Genomic DNA, 14,111 nt, shown 5'->3' with positions numbered 1-14,111 from the left:
CACCTGATGTTCCGCCCCCTCAGCATGTACTCAGAGCCTGAGTGTCTAGCAGGCGGCCATGTCGCTATAACCGCTATAGCCGAGCTCTGCGACGGCACCCAAGCGAGCCTCGCCGCCATCCGGGACCTCGTCACCGCCGCCATCCTGGACAACTCCGCGCTGGCCGACTTCCTGGACAAGAACGGCCCGCTGCCCTAGACGCCGGCCCCCGCGCTGCCACCGCCGAGTGGTCGCGGTCCGTGACCGTCGGGGACCGTGGGATGACGCGACCAGATGCCTCTGCCTACGCTGGATCGCAGCTACGTCCCCCGGGAGTCACCATGGCCGACCACCAGCAGCGGACGCGTCTCCCCCGCGCCGCCTCACCGTCGTACCGCCCCATCCCAACACCCCAGCGCCGCCACTCCCGCCAGCAGACACCGGGCAGACCCACACCCGGAACACCGACGATGGGAACAAGGTGGCCCTCGTACATGCCGCCTACGCCGCCGGCGACCTGACCACCGAGCAGGCCACGGAGATGATCGCCACGCTTCCCGGCCGCGAGCAGGCGGCAGTGGAGTACGGCTGGCGCGCCGACCTGGTCCTGGCCGGGCTGGTGATGTGCGGCGGGTGCGGCTGCGGCCAAACCCCCGACATGACCGCCAGAGTCGTCACCTTCGCATGTCCAGCCGACGGCTGTGGCCTGGCGAGCGTGGCGGCGTGCGTGCTGGCGCCGGCCGTGGCGCAGCAGGTGCTGCAGGCGCGCCGCGGTGGCGGCCTCACCTCCGGGCGGCGGCCAGGGCCAGGTGCGCCTCGGCCTCCTGCTGCCGGGCGGTCTCGGCGTGGCTCTCTGCGGTCTCGGCCCAGGCACGGGGCTGGCGGCTGTCGTGCTCAGCGCGCTCGCGGGCGGAGCCGTGCACCATCCGGCAGTGGGCCCGCCGGTACAAGGCCCGCACGCTCGGCCGCGCCGGGTGGCAGGTCGTCTACGACTACGACGACCTGGCGCTCATCGAGTGGTGCATCTGGGCCGGCCACGTCGTACCGGCCACCGTGGAGGAGCGCGACGAACTCCGCGCCGCCCGCCGAGCAGCAGTGTGACCCTCACTCCGGGGGAACCTCCGCAACGTGGATGCGGTAAGTGGTCCCGTCGTCCAACTGCACAGTGAATTCCTCCTCAACGGCGCTGATGTGCTTGACGTCGGAGGATCGCACGACCTCGCCGAGGTTCTGGGCATGCGCGTGGAGACTCTGGGAGAGACGGGAGATAAACCAGCTCATGGCCTGATCTTCTCAGCTGTCCGAGGGTCGCGCCTGGGGCGGCGGGCGGCGTAGGAGCGGAGGGCGCGCAGGAAGTCGATGTGGCGGAACCCGGGCCAGTACGCCTCGCAGAAGTGGAGCCGGGCGGTGGCCGACTGCCAGATCAGGAACCCTGATAGCCGCTGCTCCCCGCTTGTCCTGATGATGAGGTCCGGGTCGGGCCGCCCGGCCGTGTAGAGGTGGGCGGCGATGTCGTCCGCGGTGATCGTTCGGGCGAGCTCGTCGATTGGCACGCCCGCGTCCGCCCTGTCGGTCAGCACGGACCTGAGCGCGTCGACCACCTCCTGCCGCCCGTCGTACCCGATGGCGAGCGTCAGGTGAAAGCCTTCCCTGTCGCGGGTACGGTCGACGGCGAGCTTGAGCGCGTGGGCCGTGGGGTCGGGCAGTTCGTCGAGCCGTCCCGCCACGTGGAGCCGCCAGCGGGGGGCCGAGTCGACCAGCCGTACCGCGATGATCTCCTCGATCAGTCCCATGTAGAAGGCGACCTGCGCCGACTCGCGCTTGCGAACGTTGTCGACGGACGCGACGTAGATGGTGACGTGTCTGATGTCGAGGTCGGCGCACCAGCCGATGACGGTCTCGATGTGCTCGACGCCGTGGCGGTGTCCTTGGCTCGGGTTGGCCAGACCCATCTCCTTGGCCCATCGCCTGTTGCCGTCCATCACCAGGGCGACGTGGGCGGGGAGTGGGCCCTTCAGCAGCCGGGAGCGCAGGTGACGGGCATAGAGGGCATAGAGCACAAGCAGCACCCTAGTAGCAGCTGCCACCGCGGCGGGCGAGTTCACGCCGCAGTTCAAGGTTCTCGCCATGGGCTTGCTCGAGGGCCGCTCGTAGCTCCGAGATCTCTTCCCGATGCCGCCTTTCCAGGCGGGCAAGCTCGTCGGTGAGGGCCAGGACGATGTTGTCACCGGTGTCACTCGCATCGGCGTCGACATCCACCCCAAGCTCCGCACTGAACTGCATCTCTGGCTCGACGAGCGCCCCAACTGGCCCCGTGCCGACGACAACCGGACCCTGTTCCTCAACGCCAAGGGCGGACGGCTGACCGCCCGCGCCGCTGGCGGCATCATCGCCGCGATCGCCCAGACGGCCGGGCTGGACGATCCCACCACTGCGCACATCCTGCGCCACACGCTCGCCACCACCCTGATCCGTGGCAAGACCGACCTCGTCCTGGTCGCCGAGATCCTCGACCACGCCCGCCTGGAGACCACCCACCGCTATGGCTTGCCCTCCGACAAGGAAAAGGAAGACGCTCTCAAACTGATCACGGTTGACCGCTAACCGTACTTACGCCTACCTGCGGAAACAGGCGTCAAAATCGACTCATGGCCGGTTCTGGCCGTATCTCGGCTGGACCCGAACCGCAGGTCAGCGCGATGAGATGGAGCGGCCCGCCAATTCGGTCCCGGTAAACGAGCCGCCGGACCATGCCCGTACGCGGAACTTCTCCCACGACTGCACCAGGGGCGCGTCACTGTGGATGACATCGGTGGTCCGGCCCCCACCGCCGACCGCCGTGAGGAAATGACCGGTCACCGTCTTGATCCCGAAATTCACGCCATCGCCCGCGTCGACGAGCGTGAACCGCTCCCACGAGCGCGCCACGGCGGCGTCGGTTTGGATCACGTCTCCTGTCTGGCCTCCACCGCCGACCGCCGTCAGGTAGTTCCCGGTGTTGAACGTCTGGAACGTGCACATGGTGGGGGTAGCGAACATCGTTCGGGGGCCGCCACCGTCGGTCGCGGTGGCCCGGTCGTGAACAGCCGTCAGCGCCAGGGTCCGTCGGTCGGCGATGACCTGGGTGAGCGCCTCAGGCAGCCACCGCCCCTGGTCGGGCGAAGCGAGCGCGGTGAGCCGGGTCAGCACCTGCTCCAGGCTGGGCCGGGCGGCGGGGTCCTTGGCCAGGCAGGCCGCCACCACAGCGGCCAGGGGGGCCGGCACTCCTTGAAGATCCGGGTCGGCGTGCACCACGCGGAAGACGACCGCGTGGACGGGCCCCCTCCCGAAGGGGCTGCGGCCGGTCACGGTGAAGGCGAGCACGCAGCCGAGCGAGAACACGTCCGAGGGCGGCCCGCCCTCCCGGCCCATGGCCTGTTCTGGGGACATGGACGCGGCGGTGCCCAGCACGGTGGAGGTCTGGGTGTGGCTGGTGGCGTCCAGGGCGCGGGCGATGCCGAAGTCGATCAGGCGAGGCCCGTCCTCGGCGAGGATGACGTTGCCGGGTTTGAGGTCGCGGTGCACCATCCCGCACGCGTGCACGGCGGCGAGCCCTTCGGCCAGCCCGGCGCCGAGCACCGCGGCCGACTCCAAAGGGAGCGGACCGTGCTCGTCGACGGCTTGGTGCAGGGAGGGGCCCGGGATGTAGGCGGTGGCCAGCCACGGCCGGACGGCGTCGGTGTCGGCGCCCACGACCTGGGCGGTGTAGAACCCGCCGACCTTGCGGGCGGCGTCCACCTCGGAAGTGAAGCGGCGCCGGAATTCGCTGTTGCCGGCCAGCTCCGGGCGCACCACTTTGACGGCGACCAGGCGCCCGCCCGGGGAGCGGCCCAGGAACACCTCTCCCATCCCGCCCCCACCGAGCCTTGCGTGCAGCCGGTAGGAGCCGATGTGAGCCGGGTCGCCGTCGCGTAGGGGGCGGTCATGGTGACTCATTCCTCGTCGAGATCATCGCCGGTCGGTGTCGATGATTCCAGAAGAGGGGCCACCGGAATATGGCAATTCTTGGCGTCGGCGAGGGTCTTGTGGACGACGCCGACGGGACGTTGACGCCGACGGCGATGGTGCAGATGGATTCACCGCGCTGGCGGCGGGCGAGGATCGCGGCGCCGGTCCTCCGACAGGGCCAGGGCCAGGTCGAGGATCAGGGAGCGCTCGGTGTGCTCGCCGGCCGCGATGCCCTCCAGCACCTTGACCGCGATGTCGCGCTGGAACAGGTCGTTCAGGACGATGCGCCCTTCCAGGAGGTTGCGGCCGAGCCGGTCGACGAGCGGGAGAAGCAGGAGCTGACCTCCGTCGCCGTCCAGTGCCCGAACGCGCCGTTGCCCGCGCCGCCTGCCCACTGACCTCACAAGGTCACGGCGTTCGCAACAGCGCCGAGCGACCTCGCCCAAGGATCCTGTCCAAGGTCACCCGCGGGCGGCGCGCGACCGGTCGCCAGGCGGCGGCCGCGGCGGGCTCCCGCCGCTGGAGCGCGCGTACGTGATCGCGAAGCTCCGCCCGCACGACCGGCGGCGCCTCATCTCCCATCTGGGGGCGGCGGGCGGCTTCTTCGTGGTCCTCTGATCGCTACGCGCGCCGCCAGCGCGCCTGGTCACCGCCCTTCGAACTGCACCTCCTCAACGTGCCCGCGTTCGTCCGGCCGAGCGCCCCGCCGGGGGCGCAGAACGCCCCAGGGTGGACGCCGCCCCTGATGGACGGCTGGGCCGCCTTGTAGGTCTTCTTAGCGATGGGGCGTGGAGCGCGCCGCGTTCGACGGCACCTACGGCAGTCCGCGCATCACCGCCGAGCTGCGCGCCCGGGGACGGGCGGTCTGGGGCTGACCCCCTGAGTGGCACCTGTCCCGCGATCCCGCAGGAGGCCGTGGTGGTCCGCGTCGTACGCGAGCCACCATGGTCACATCCTCGCCGGGAGCCGGCCGGCCGCCGGCCTTAGCAACCGTGGGCGACGGACGATCGCGGATGGTGAACGGCTCAGTTCCGATGCGTGGGCAGTTCTGGGCGTTCGTCGGTCCAGCCGATCGCCTGGTACGAGGTGGAGAGACGCAGCTCCGCCTGCCGTCCGTTCGCGAGCTTTGTCGTGTTCGTCCTCACCTCGGCGAGAAGCAGGCCGGTGCTGGGATCGATCACGAGTTGAACCCGGGCGAACAGGCCCGGCTCTATTTCCTCCTGATAGCTGAGCGTCTGCCCGCGTCTGCCCAGCGGGTCCGTCGTCCTCCCCTCGGCCCGTATGCCGGGCAGGGAAGCGAGGATCCGGTACGCGGATGCCCGAACCTCGGGCGAGGCCGGCAGGCCACTGATGATGTTCACGCAGTCCCGCAGCAGGATGTACGCCTTCGCCTCCTCCACGTCCATCCCGGACCCGGCCAGCTCCAGCCGGCCGATGCGCTCTTCCAGGTAGTTCCGGAGCGTCTCCGGCTCGCCCGGGATCGCGCGCACCTCCTTCCAGGTCATGTCCTCCCCTGCCAAGTCACCGGCCGAGCCCTTCCACTTGCCGTAGAGCCGTTCGGCGGTTCGCTCACCTGCCGCCGCCTCCAGCGGCCTGGACGGGACGGAGAACAGGTTCTCCGTCTTCATGTTCTTGGGGTATCGCCAGCTGGTGGGCGCCCCCGCGGCCCGCCAGGCCGCCTCGTCCTGCGGGGTCGCGGGCTTGACGCCGAGATCCTGCCGAATGCGCCAGTACTGCAGATCCGGCCGCTTCGCCAGCCACGTCTCAAGGGACCGGCTGCCCTCGAGCACATAGCTGCGGGTGGGGTCGGTCAACATCCACTGGTTGACGGTCGCGGTGCGCCAGTAGTCGCCGCTCGCAGGGCCCTTCTCCACGGCGACGGCAGCAGCGAGCAGGATTTGCCGGGCGGTCGGTTCGGCCGTCGCGGACACCGACGTACTGGGCTGAGGCGCGACAGAGATCGTGCCGTCAGACAGCATCGCAGGGGCGATGACCGCTACCGCGACAGCGGCCGCGGCTAGGCCGAGCAGAGCGCGGCCTGGAGAGAGCAACAGCTGCCGCCGGGCCGGAACGCGCTCCAGCGAGACGATCTCTGCCAGCAGCGCGTCCGCCCCTGCGGTGGACGCCCGGCCGGCCAGGTCCTCATCCAGCACCCGCGCCCGGTCCTTGAAGATCTGGTCGTTGTTCACCCTGACTCCTTCTCGATGAGCGGCCGTGACGCGAAACCGGCGGCCGATGGGCGGGTCTTCTCCAGGGCCTTGACGAAGCGCTTGCGAGCCCGGTGCAGGCGGATCCGCGCGGCATTGCGGGAACAGCCCAGCACTGTGGCGATCTCACCGGGATCGAGCCCCTCCCAAAGAGCCAGGGCCAGTAATTCACGGTCGCTGTCGGCGAGCATGGTCATGGCTTCATCCACGCCGTGCTGCTCACTGTGGCGCGAGGGGGCGGCATAGAGGTGTTCGATCTCGTCGGTGAGCTCGGCGTGCCGGGTGAGCCTGCGCCGCTCGCTCCGGCGGTGGTTGGCCAGGACTCGCCGGGCCACGCCGTACAGCCAGAGCTTGCCGGCCTCGCCGTCGGGGAGCTCGGTCATCCGCCTCCAGGCGATCACATAGGTCTCGGCCACGACGTCGGCGGCGTCCTCCGGAGAGGAACACCTCCGCACGGCATATCCGAGGATCTGCTCATAGGTACGCCGGTACACCGCCTCAAACCGGGACCGATCGTCTTGTTCACTCACGCGTCATCCTCGTCAGGCCTTTCGAACACTGCGGGCTTTCACTTCATACGTGTCCGCGGCCGACGGCAGAATTTCAGGCCGGCCCTCAGCCTCGACATCAAAAACCTCGACCTGGAGTTCCGTCGCGCCCGGGTCATCTCCGAAGGCGGCACGCTCGGGCACGTGGACGAGGCCACACGCCTGGCCGACAGGCACGCGCCCGCGCGGTGATATCTGCCCGATCACCGGGCGGGGGCAGTCCTCCCGCGGGCCGTAGGTCTGATCAGTTTCGCACTCGGCCGCCGGGGAACTCCACGACCGCCGCGTCGTAGGTATGGTCCATGGTCACCACCACGTAGCCGCGGTTGGCCAGCTCCTCGGCCACCCCGGTGCCGTAGGAGCGCGAGGCGTTGGCGCCCGGCGAGTACAGCAGCACCGGCAGCTTCCCGAGCCGCCGGTCGGCAGGGGCACCCAGATGACCGTCCGTCGCGCCCGGCACCAGCTTGCCCGGCGGCACGCCGAGCGTGTGCAGATAGCGGTCGGCAGCCGCGTTGGGCATCCACGGCGCGACCGGGTATCCCGCCGTCTTGCGCGCCGGATACCAGATGCTGATCATCAGTTCCCGCTTGTTCCCTGCCCCCCACGGGTCGGTCCTGGACTTGCCGACCAGGTGCAGCGCGACCGTGCCGATCTTGTGCGGGCCGGTGGGAGACGGCGGCTCGAACCGCACCGGGGCCGAGGCCACGACTGCCGGGGTGGCGGCCACCGCCAGGAGCGCGACGACGCCGATCACGAGAGTTGTTCGTTTCATGCTCTCCACGCTGCCGTCCGGGCAGGCGTACGGCATCGCGCCGCGGAAAGAAGCTCGCCTCAGCCCAGGACGCTACCCGAAAACCGCTCCTCCTCCTCGCGGACGATGTTGCTTACCGGCCGGTGACCGGCGCGGATACTTCGGCTGGTGAACGGGACCCTGGTGGTGCACAGGCTGCGCCATGGCCACTGGGGGGCCCTGGACGTGGCGGCCGCGCTGCTGGCCGCCGCCTTCCCCGCCGCGGCCCATCTGAGGGCTGGCCTGCTACCGGCGATCGCGCTGTCCGCCCTTGCCACACTGGCGGTCGCGACCCGGCGCGGGTGGCCGCTGCCCTCGCTGGCGGTGTCGCTGGCCGCAGCCGTCGCCGCGCTGCTTGTGGGTGTGGACTCCGCCTACCTGTCGGTCGCGTCGTGCTCTACTCGGTCGGCGCACAGAAGCCGCGCAGGCGGGCCGTCACCGGGCGAACTGGCTGCCTTCGTCGGCCGGCACGCCGTACTCGGCCGGCCAGATCTCGATCTGGTGATCGCTCGCCGTGGTGCGCCAGCCGGGCACGCCGCCGGGTTGTGAGGCGTCGCCCAGGAACGAGACGTTGTTCCGTACGGACAGATGGGGCGACTCGAAGCCGCCGTTGGTCAGCGCGACCTGGCGGCCGCAGCCACCGGGAGGGGGATCTTGGGGGACGGGCATGGTGAGGTTTTCCCTACCCGAGCGACTTATCCGACGCGCAGTGGGCGTTGATCGAGCCGGTGCTCACGGCGTGGAAGGCCGCGCACCCATCCCTCAGCGGCCACGAGGGCGGTTACGAGTTACGCGAGATCGTCAACGCCTTCGAAGCGTACGGCGGGGTGTCCTTCAGCGCACGTACGGTGGTCCTCGGCAGCCGTGGCACAGTCACCACTCGTCACGGCCTCGTCCTGATCGCCCAGCCGACAGGTTCCAGCTCCCACGGAGTGGACCGCTTCGTGGTGCCGGGCGTCGCGGATGTGTCGGCCGTCAACACGTCGCTGCGACACCTGGGCGCATCGCAACAAGCTGGCCGTCGAACTGCCCGGCGGGGGACGTCATGCCGGTGAGTTCGGCTTTGGTCCGGTCCCGCATGACCTCGCCCGCCACAGCGACCGCTCCACGGCCTGGGTCACGGCGAAGTTCTCGGAGTACCCCTCCGCCCACCTGACGCTCACCGGGTCGGCCTGGCCCTGGCGGTCAACCCTGCTGGCCGTCGCGGCGGCCGCGGTCAGCGTCGGTGCGGGGTTTCTTCCGACGGCGATCCGGCAGGCTGTGCGGCGCCTGCGGGCGGCATGACAGCGCGTTGCAGCATCTCGCGCAGGCCGGACGGACCGCTCTGGAGTTGCAGGCCAAGAGCCGCCACCAGCACCTGGCCAGCCTCGGCCGCTACGTGCGCCTGGGCGAGGAGATCTCCGCGCGCATCACCGCCGAAGCCGACCCCGCCCAGCGCCGCCGTCCCCGCTGACCTCCACCCCACGCGCTGGAGCGGACGCGATCAGGAGGACTCCCGCGCCAGCCGCGCCTGATCATCGTCAGCGTCAGGCTCGACGCGGTACCCGGCCTTGCGCAGGTCGTCGGAGTACCGGGCGAGCTCCTGCGCGGATGCTTCAGCATCGTCCGGATGACCTCGGCGTCCCTGTCCCGCGCCGTACCCGAGCTCCGGCTTGTCGTCGCTCATGGTCAACACCGTGAGCGAATCGAGACCCTAGCCATGGGGGGTCCGTATCAATCCAGGTAAGAGGCTACTTCGTTGGAAATCATCCCAGCATCACCGGCGCCGCCGGACTCCTGCAGCTGGGCGGCTGGACACCGTACCAGCACGGCACTCCGTGCTGCCCCACGATGCCGAGGACGGCAGCAACACCCTCACTCCCCTGGCTCGCTCCCGGCACGCGGACGAGCTGCGGCGGCTGGCCCGGCACCTGTCCGAACCGCTCCGCCTGCTCGCGGGCTCTTTGCCCCGCAGGTCTGGAAGACAACCTGAACCCTGAGTCCCGCAAGGCGGTTGAACCCGCGGTGTGCTCGGTCGGATCGCTTGACCTTAAGCACGGTTGAGGTCGCAGACTGCTGCCATGATTTTCACTGACTCAGAGCACGCATACCTGTCGGAGCAGGAACTCGGCCGCCTGGCCACCCTCGGCCCCGACGGGTCTCCCCACTCTCAGCCGGTCGCGATCTGGTTCGACCCCGCAACCGAGACCGTCCAGATCGGCGGCCCGGAGCTGAGCAAGAGCCGCAAATACAAGAACGTCGTGGCCGACCCCCGGGTTTCCCTCGTCATTGACGACCAGTCACCGACGCCCAACGCCCTCGGCCAGACCGGCCGCGGCATCGAACTGCGTGGTCACGCCGAGATCGTCTTCCTGGACCCACCGCTCCACCCGGCCTTCGACCACGAGACCCTGCGCATCCGACCGCACCGCATCGTCGCCTGGAATCTCGAGCCGATCACCAATCCGTCCTTCGGGAGCGGCTCACACCTCCAGGGCTACAACTCCCGCGACGTCTGACCACGATCGAAAAGACGACGACCGGCGTCTGCCCGGCCGGAAGCGGCAGCACGACGCCTTCGTGGGCGACGGCCCCCGCATTGGACACCGCAGCGAAACCTTGCCGGCTGGAACGCTTGACGGGGTGGCCGTGGTGAGCGTCATCCGCATGCCGCGCGGCCACGGACCGTGCGGGCCTTGAGTACCGGGCATCGTACTGCCCGGACCAGCAGTCAAGTACGGTCCGGGACCGTGAGGGCCGGGATAGGGCCTGGGGCCCATCATGCCCGGCCCATGTCGACCAGGGCCACATCGACCACACGCCCTTGCAGCGGCAGCGCGATGCACATGGGCTGCGGCTGCTGATGGGCATGATCATCGCACCCACCGCCGCTTCTCCCAGGCCCAGGCCGGCGCACATGACGGCGCTCGCCCCCGCGTAACTCACCTTGCGGAACCGCATGGCTTTGCACCTCCATCACTTCGCCCGCCCGATCGCCACCGGGCCATCGGCGCCTCCGCTTGATCCGGCCATCCTGGACCGTGGACGAGAAGGCCTCACCGGGCGGCCTGCCCGAACGGCAGGAGGACTATGTGGCGACTTCCTTGGTGACGGCCTCACCGAGGTTGTGCCATAGATGCCAGCGATCACTCACCTGGACGGCGTCAGGCAGGGCGCGGCGGATCGCTTCGGCGCAGGCGCCCGAGCCGTCTCAGCACACGATCTGCACTCCGGGATGGGTGCGCAGCCACGCCTCCAGCACATCGGCGGTGCGGCCGGGTAGAACGTCGATGCGCTCTCGGGTCTCGGCGTCGATCAGCACGGTGGCGTAGCGGTGGCGCCGACGCAGGGCGAAGTCGTCCACTCCCAGCACCCGGGGTACGCGCGGCGGTGGCAGGGGCAGGCGTAACAGGATCCGCAGGGCGGTATACCGGGATAGGTGCACGGCCATCGCGGACAAGAGGCGCACGCCGGCACGTCCGGCCAGTTCGCGGACCACCGCTCCGATCTGTGAGGCCAGGCGGGGCGTGCGGCGTTGGTAGCGCTCCAGCACGCCGGGCAGCTGCTCCCGGAAGGTCTGGCGGCAGCCGCGGGTCGGGCAGACCATGCGGCGGATCCGCACCATCACCAGCACGCGACGTGTGTCCACCGCGACATCTGCCAGAGTGCGCTCGTGATAGCCATGCACGCGAGTTGGCCCGGCTCCACAGGTCGGGCAGGCGGCAGAAGAGTCGTTCGGGGTTCGCGCCCGTACCCGAATCTGCTCACCCTGGTCCGCTATGTCCTCCACTACCAGCGGCGATAGCCCTGAGAACACCGCCTGCACCAACTCGTTGACGTCGATCACAACTCAGCGTGACCTGATGACACTGTCCGTTACCACCGAATCTACGACAGAGCCGTTATCTAGACAGTCCCATCAAGCGATGAGATATGAAGCGGTACATGCGCAAGGATCTCGGCCCATGACGCCGCCCATGTGGCGGTACCCCGAGGATGTCAGACCGAGACGACGGTCGAGGTGGCTCGGGTCAGTGCTACATAGATGATGCGGTGGTTGCTGTTGAGCGGGTCGAGGCCCTTACGTAGGGCAGCTTGCTGTGGCTCGGTCAGACATACGCCGACAGCATCCCACTCGCGTCCTTTCGCCTGGTGGACAGTCAGGCCGGGAATCGGGTCGGGGATGTCTCGCAGCAGGAAGGTGCGCAGCCAGCCGAGCGGCTCAGTGTACCTGTGGTGCTTCCGTCGGAACTCGCGTCCAGACTCTGTGCCTACAGCGATGACCAGGGCGTCCCAGGCCGCGTCAACGGGTTTGACCTCCGTCGACACCAGGATATTGAGCACGGCTACCAGCTGGGGATGCAATCGATCGCGTGCTGCTGGGTCGGAGATCCCGAGCAGTTTGTAGGCCTCCTCGGCGAATACGGCGGGTTGGCCGAACTTCGCGCGGGTGACCAGATCGAGCAGCAGGGTCGCCGCGGCCTTCTCCACCGTGCTCGGCGAGGCGAACGACGCCCCGAGTTCGCCAGGCTATGGCTCCGGCCGTGGGCACACATGCTGGGCTTCCGGGGCCACTTCTCCAGCAAGAGCCGTCTCTACTCCATCACCTTGGGCGACCTGCGCGGCGCTCGCGCCCTGCACCGCGCCGCCGAAGCCCGCGAGCGCCACGACCTACCCACCCTCGACCAGGCGACCACACTCGTCATGGCGCACTGGCGCTTCGCCGGAAGCGGCTACACCCAAGGCGAGGCGATCATGGCCGAGCACATCCGCCAGCGAGTCGAGACCGCCCGCAAGATCGCGGCAGAGCGGGCGGATGAATGACCCCCCCTCCCCGCCCACGACCGGCGGCTCTACCGCATCACCGACGCCATGCACCTGCTCAGCCTCAGCCGCAGCGTGATCTACGAACTCATCCGCTCCGGCCGGCTCCGCTCCGTCACTCAGGGACGGGCCAGGCTCATCCCCGCCTCAGCCATCGAGGACTACATCTCCCTACTCGAACAGGAGGCTCCATGACCGAACGACGCAGCCGAGGGGACGGCGGCCTGCACTGGGACGAGAACCGGCAACGCTGGATCGCCTCGGTGACGGTCGGCTACACCCCGGCGGGCAAGCGCATCGTCAAGAAGGCCAGCGGCAAGACCAAGACCGAAGCCAAGGCCAAGCTCAAAGAGATCATCCGCGACCATGACGACGGGCTGGCCAGCGGCCCGGCGAACTACACGGTGGCCGATGCCGTGACGAGCTGGCTCGCCTATGGCCTGCATGGTCGCAGCCAGAGCACTGTCGCCAACTACCGGTTCCTGTGCGCCAAGCACATCCTCCCTGACCTGGGTGCCCGGAAGCTGCGTGAGCTGAGCGCCCAGGACGTGGACCGGTGGCTCGTCGGCAAGGCCAAAGTCCTGGCCGTGCGCACAGTGCGGTTGCTGCACTCGTGTCTGAACCGCGTGGTCAAGTTCGCCCAGGCCCGCGACAAGGTCAAGCGCAACGTGGTGGGCCTGTGTGAGATCCCCGAGGGCAGGGAAGGCCGCCCGTCCAAGTCCCTCACCCTCGACCAGGCCACCGCTCTGCTCGACGCGGCAGAGGGCACCCGCCTGTACGCCTACGTCGTCCTCTCGCTGCTGATCGGTGCCCGCACAGAGGAACTGCGGGCGCTCACCTGGAACGAGGTCGATCTCGTCGGCGATCCGGACAAGGACATCCCGCCGTGGATCGCCGTATGGCGTTCCGTACGTTAAGGAGGCGACACCAAGACCAAGCGCTCACGTCGCTCCCTGGCGCTGCCCAAGCGCTGTGTGGAAGCGCTGAAAGCGCACCGCGAACAGCAGCGAAAAAACAGGAAAGCGGCGGGCGACAAGTGGCAGGATCACGGGCTCGTCTTCGCCTCGCTCGTCGGCACGCCCCTCGACGCCCACAACGTACGCAGAGCGTTCCGGAAGATCGTCAAGGACGCCGGGATGCCCGCCTACTACTGGACGCCCCGGGAGATGCGGCACAGCTTCGTCTCACTGCTTTCCGACTCGGGCGTCCCCCTGGAGGAGATCGCCCGGCTCGTCGGCCACAGCGGGACGGCGGTCACCGAAGCGGTCTACCGCAAGCAGATCCGCCCCGTACTCCTGCAAGGAGCTGCGGCGATGGATGAGATCTTCGCCCGATAGTCACTCAGTTAGTCACTCACCAATGCGAAAGGGTGCCACCCTTTTGAGTGACACCCTTGCCGACCAGCTAAAACCTGGTCGGGACGACAGGATTTGAACCTGCGACCCCTTGACCCCCAGAACGTGGGAGTGGGTGTTCCCGCACGTCAAGCGCACTCCTGCACTGAGCTCCACATTCGCCGACCTGTATGTTGTCCCGCGAACGACATGGCGTGTGGTCCCAAACTGGTCCCAGCCTTCATCCTCTGATGCTGTGGCGGCAATGACCCAACACCCGCAAACACAGATGCTGACCACATGCTCATGTAGAGCCAGCGATGGCAGATGGCACCGCTCCTGACCTAGAAGGCCGCGGCCCCACCCCGGGATGCTCCTATGGATGTCAAGCGGGATGTTCTTGATCGTTTGCTGTGATGATTCGGTAGAGTTCGCGAGCTATGTAGCGCTTCAGGCAGCGGAT

General features: G+C 68.7%; 19 protein-coding genes and 3 pseudogenes. 11 read left to right on the top strand and 11 right to left on the bottom strand.

The features are described 5' to 3' along the window. The first annotated feature begins 24 nt into the window (after window positions 1-24). Window positions 25-198, top strand: coding sequence for a hypothetical protein (locus ACIBQ8_RS50515; RefSeq protein ID WP_364421259.1), 174 nt, complete (start codon window positions 25-27; stop codon window positions 196-198). 282 nt (window positions 199-480) lie between these two features. Here the strand turns inward: ACIBQ8_RS50515 and ACIBQ8_RS50510 are convergent, their stop codons facing one another. Further along, window positions 481-639: a hypothetical protein gene (locus ACIBQ8_RS50510; protein WP_397171611.1), complete on the bottom strand. Its 159-nt coding sequence runs from the start codon at window positions 637-639 to the stop codon at window positions 481-483. 63 nt (window positions 640-702) lie between these two features. On the opposite strand from ACIBQ8_RS50510, the gene ACIBQ8_RS50505 reads away from it, so the two are divergent. Beyond that, window positions 703-1,080 carry a hypothetical protein gene (locus tag ACIBQ8_RS50505; RefSeq protein ID WP_397171609.1) on the top strand — a complete coding sequence of 126 codons (378 nt, stop codon included), beginning with the start codon at window positions 703-705 and terminating at the stop codon, window positions 1,078-1,080. Window positions 1,081-1,256: 176 nt separating this feature from the next. Here ACIBQ8_RS50505 and uppS read toward each other — a convergent pair whose 3' ends face one another. After that, a complete protein-coding gene (gene uppS / locus ACIBQ8_RS50500) occupies window positions 1,257-2,039 on the bottom strand; it encodes a polyprenyl diphosphate synthase (RefSeq protein WP_397195832.1) in 783 nt (260 codons plus the stop codon). Between the two features lie 112 nt (window positions 2,040-2,151). On the opposite strand from uppS, the gene ACIBQ8_RS50495 reads away from it, so the two are divergent. Beyond that, window positions 2,152-2,583 carry a tyrosine-type recombinase/integrase gene (locus ACIBQ8_RS50495; protein ID WP_397195831.1) on the top strand — a complete coding sequence of 144 codons (432 nt, stop codon included), beginning with the start codon at window positions 2,152-2,154 and terminating at the stop codon, window positions 2,581-2,583. A gap of 87 nt (window positions 2,584-2,670) precedes the next feature. Here ACIBQ8_RS50495 and ACIBQ8_RS50490 read toward each other — a convergent pair whose 3' ends face one another. After that, complete coding sequence (locus tag ACIBQ8_RS50490) at window positions 2,671-3,954, bottom strand: protein kinase (protein ID WP_397195830.1); 1,284 nt, start codon at window positions 3,952-3,954, stop codon at window positions 2,671-2,673. A 59-nt stretch (window positions 3,955-4,013) separates the two neighbouring features. On the opposite strand from ACIBQ8_RS50490, the gene ACIBQ8_RS50485 reads away from it, so the two are divergent. Beyond that, window positions 4,014-4,364 carry a hypothetical protein gene (locus ACIBQ8_RS50485; protein ID WP_364421390.1) on the top strand — a complete coding sequence of 117 codons (351 nt, stop codon included), beginning with the start codon at window positions 4,014-4,016 and terminating at the stop codon, window positions 4,362-4,364. A gap of 627 nt (window positions 4,365-4,991) precedes the next feature. Here the strand turns inward: ACIBQ8_RS50485 and ACIBQ8_RS50480 are convergent. The 5 genes from ACIBQ8_RS50480 to ACIBQ8_RS50460 all read right to left on the bottom strand — a co-directional run bounded on the left by ACIBQ8_RS50480 (window position 4,992) and on the right by ACIBQ8_RS50460 (window position 8,180). Next, on the bottom strand, window positions 4,992-6,155 hold the full coding sequence (locus tag ACIBQ8_RS50480; RefSeq protein WP_364421388.1) for a CU044_5270 family protein: 1,164 nt from the start codon (window positions 6,153-6,155) through the stop codon (window positions 4,992-4,994). Then, complete coding sequence (locus ACIBQ8_RS50475) at window positions 6,152-6,703, bottom strand: RNA polymerase sigma factor (protein WP_397195829.1); 552 nt, start codon at window positions 6,701-6,703, stop codon at window positions 6,152-6,154. The genes ACIBQ8_RS50480 and ACIBQ8_RS50475 overlap by 4 nt, the downstream gene beginning before the upstream one ends. Before the next feature lie 12 nt (window positions 6,704-6,715). Then, window positions 6,716-6,865, bottom strand: a complete 150-nt coding sequence (locus tag ACIBQ8_RS50470) for a hypothetical protein (protein WP_364421384.1) — start codon at window positions 6,863-6,865, stop codon at window positions 6,716-6,718. 100 nt (window positions 6,866-6,965) lie between these two features. Next, entirely contained in the window at window positions 6,966-7,493 is a 528-nt protein-coding gene (locus tag ACIBQ8_RS50465; RefSeq protein WP_397195828.1) for a hypothetical protein, read from the bottom strand. A 453-nt stretch (window positions 7,494-7,946) separates the two neighbouring features. Continuing rightward, window positions 7,947-8,180, bottom strand: a complete 234-nt coding sequence (locus ACIBQ8_RS50460; protein WP_364421380.1) for a hypothetical protein — start codon at window positions 8,178-8,180, stop codon at window positions 7,947-7,949. An 11-nt stretch (window positions 8,181-8,191) separates the two neighbouring features. Here ACIBQ8_RS50460 and ACIBQ8_RS50455 point away from each other — a divergent pair. Together ACIBQ8_RS50455 and ACIBQ8_RS50450 are read left to right on the top strand one after the other, a co-directional pair. Next, a pseudogene (locus tag ACIBQ8_RS50455) lies at window positions 8,192-8,264 on the top strand (transposase); the annotation flags it as partial. Window positions 8,265-8,802: 538 nt separating this feature from the next. Further along, complete coding sequence (locus tag ACIBQ8_RS50450) at window positions 8,803-8,964, top strand: hypothetical protein (RefSeq protein ID WP_352327431.1); 162 nt, start codon at window positions 8,803-8,805, stop codon at window positions 8,962-8,964. Between the two features lie 30 nt (window positions 8,965-8,994). Here the strand turns inward: ACIBQ8_RS50450 and ACIBQ8_RS50445 are convergent, their stop codons facing one another. Continuing rightward, window positions 8,995-9,177 carry a hypothetical protein gene (locus tag ACIBQ8_RS50445; RefSeq protein WP_397171596.1) on the bottom strand — a complete coding sequence of 61 codons (183 nt, stop codon included), beginning with the start codon at window positions 9,175-9,177 and terminating at the stop codon, window positions 8,995-8,997. 394 nt (window positions 9,178-9,571) lie between these two features. Between ACIBQ8_RS50445 and ACIBQ8_RS50440 the strand changes: the two genes are divergently transcribed. Beyond that, window positions 9,572-10,009, top strand: a complete 438-nt coding sequence (locus ACIBQ8_RS50440) for a PPOX class F420-dependent oxidoreductase (protein WP_397195827.1) — start codon at window positions 9,572-9,574, stop codon at window positions 10,007-10,009. Window positions 10,010-10,587: 578 nt separating this feature from the next. On the opposite strand, the pseudogene ACIBQ8_RS50435 reads toward ACIBQ8_RS50440, so the two are convergent. Together ACIBQ8_RS50435 and ACIBQ8_RS50430 are read right to left on the bottom strand one after the other, a co-directional pair. Beyond that, window positions 10,588-11,307, bottom strand: a pseudogene (locus tag ACIBQ8_RS50435) (ISL3 family transposase); the annotation flags it as partial. Window positions 11,308-11,489: 182 nt separating this feature from the next. Further along, window positions 11,490-11,981 (bottom strand): ATP-binding domain-containing protein, encoded by a 492-nt coding sequence (locus ACIBQ8_RS50430; protein ID WP_397195826.1) that lies wholly within the window; start codon window positions 11,979-11,981, stop codon window positions 11,490-11,492. Here ACIBQ8_RS50430 and ACIBQ8_RS50425 point away from each other — a divergent pair. From ACIBQ8_RS50425 to xerC, 4 genes and pseudogenes are all read left to right on the top strand, one after another. After that, window positions 11,922-12,314, top strand: a complete 393-nt coding sequence (locus tag ACIBQ8_RS50425; RefSeq protein ID WP_397171661.1) for a replication initiator — start codon at window positions 11,922-11,924, stop codon at window positions 12,312-12,314. The genes ACIBQ8_RS50430 and ACIBQ8_RS50425 overlap by 60 nt on opposite strands. Window positions 12,315-12,350: 36 nt before the next feature. After that, window positions 12,351-12,509 carry a helix-turn-helix domain-containing protein gene (locus ACIBQ8_RS50420; protein WP_397171659.1) on the top strand — a complete coding sequence of 53 codons (159 nt, stop codon included), beginning with the start codon at window positions 12,351-12,353 and terminating at the stop codon, window positions 12,507-12,509. Next, entirely contained in the window at window positions 12,506-13,231 is a 726-nt protein-coding gene (locus ACIBQ8_RS50415) for a tyrosine-type recombinase/integrase (protein ID WP_397195825.1), read from the top strand. The genes ACIBQ8_RS50420 and ACIBQ8_RS50415 overlap by 4 nt, the downstream gene beginning before the upstream one ends. Window positions 13,232-13,252: 21 nt before the next feature. Next, window positions 13,253-13,651, top strand: a pseudogene (xerC, locus tag ACIBQ8_RS50410) (tyrosine recombinase XerC); the annotation flags it as partial. Between the last annotated feature and the right edge of the window lie 460 nt (window positions 13,652-14,111).

Source organism: Nonomuraea sp. NPDC049646 (assembly GCF_044465525.1).
Classification (GTDB): domain Bacteria; phylum Actinomycetota; class Actinomycetes; order Streptosporangiales; family Streptosporangiaceae; genus Nonomuraea.
This window is presented reverse-complemented; position numbering and strand designations above follow the sequence as displayed.

What these genes read in the sequence shown, in the direction of transcription:
- ACIBQ8_RS50460 (WP_364421380.1), bottom strand. Translation starts at nt 8,180, where the DNA reads ATGCCCGTCCCCCAAGATCCCCCTCCCGGTGGCTGCGGCCGCCAGGTC.
- ACIBQ8_RS50415 (WP_397195825.1), top strand. Translation starts at nt 12,506, where the DNA reads ATGACCGAACGACGCAGCCGAGGGGACGGCGGCCTGCACTGGGACGAG.
- ACIBQ8_RS50490 (WP_397195830.1), bottom strand. Translation starts at nt 3,954, where the DNA reads ATGAGTCACCATGACCGCCCCCTACGCGACGGCGACCCGGCTCACATC.
- ACIBQ8_RS50495 (WP_397195831.1), top strand. Translation starts at nt 2,152, where the DNA reads ATGCCGCCTTTCCAGGCGGGCAAGCTCGTCGGTGAGGGCCAGGACGAT.
- ACIBQ8_RS50440 (WP_397195827.1), top strand. Translation starts at nt 9,572, where the DNA reads ATGATTTTCACTGACTCAGAGCACGCATACCTGTCGGAGCAGGAACTC.
- ACIBQ8_RS50485 (WP_364421390.1), top strand. Translation starts at nt 4,014, where the DNA reads ATGGCAATTCTTGGCGTCGGCGAGGGTCTTGTGGACGACGCCGACGGG.
- ACIBQ8_RS50445 (WP_397171596.1), bottom strand. Translation starts at nt 9,177, where the DNA reads ATGAGCGACGACAAGCCGGAGCTCGGGTACGGCGCGGGACAGGGACGC.
- ACIBQ8_RS50515 (WP_364421259.1), top strand. Translation starts at nt 25, where the DNA reads ATGTACTCAGAGCCTGAGTGTCTAGCAGGCGGCCATGTCGCTATAACC.
- ACIBQ8_RS50465 (WP_397195828.1), bottom strand. Translation starts at nt 7,493, where the DNA reads ATGAAACGAACAACTCTCGTGATCGGCGTCGTCGCGCTCCTGGCGGTG.
- ACIBQ8_RS50510 (WP_397171611.1), bottom strand. Translation starts at nt 639, where the DNA reads ATGTCGGGGGTTTGGCCGCAGCCGCACCCGCCGCACATCACCAGCCCG.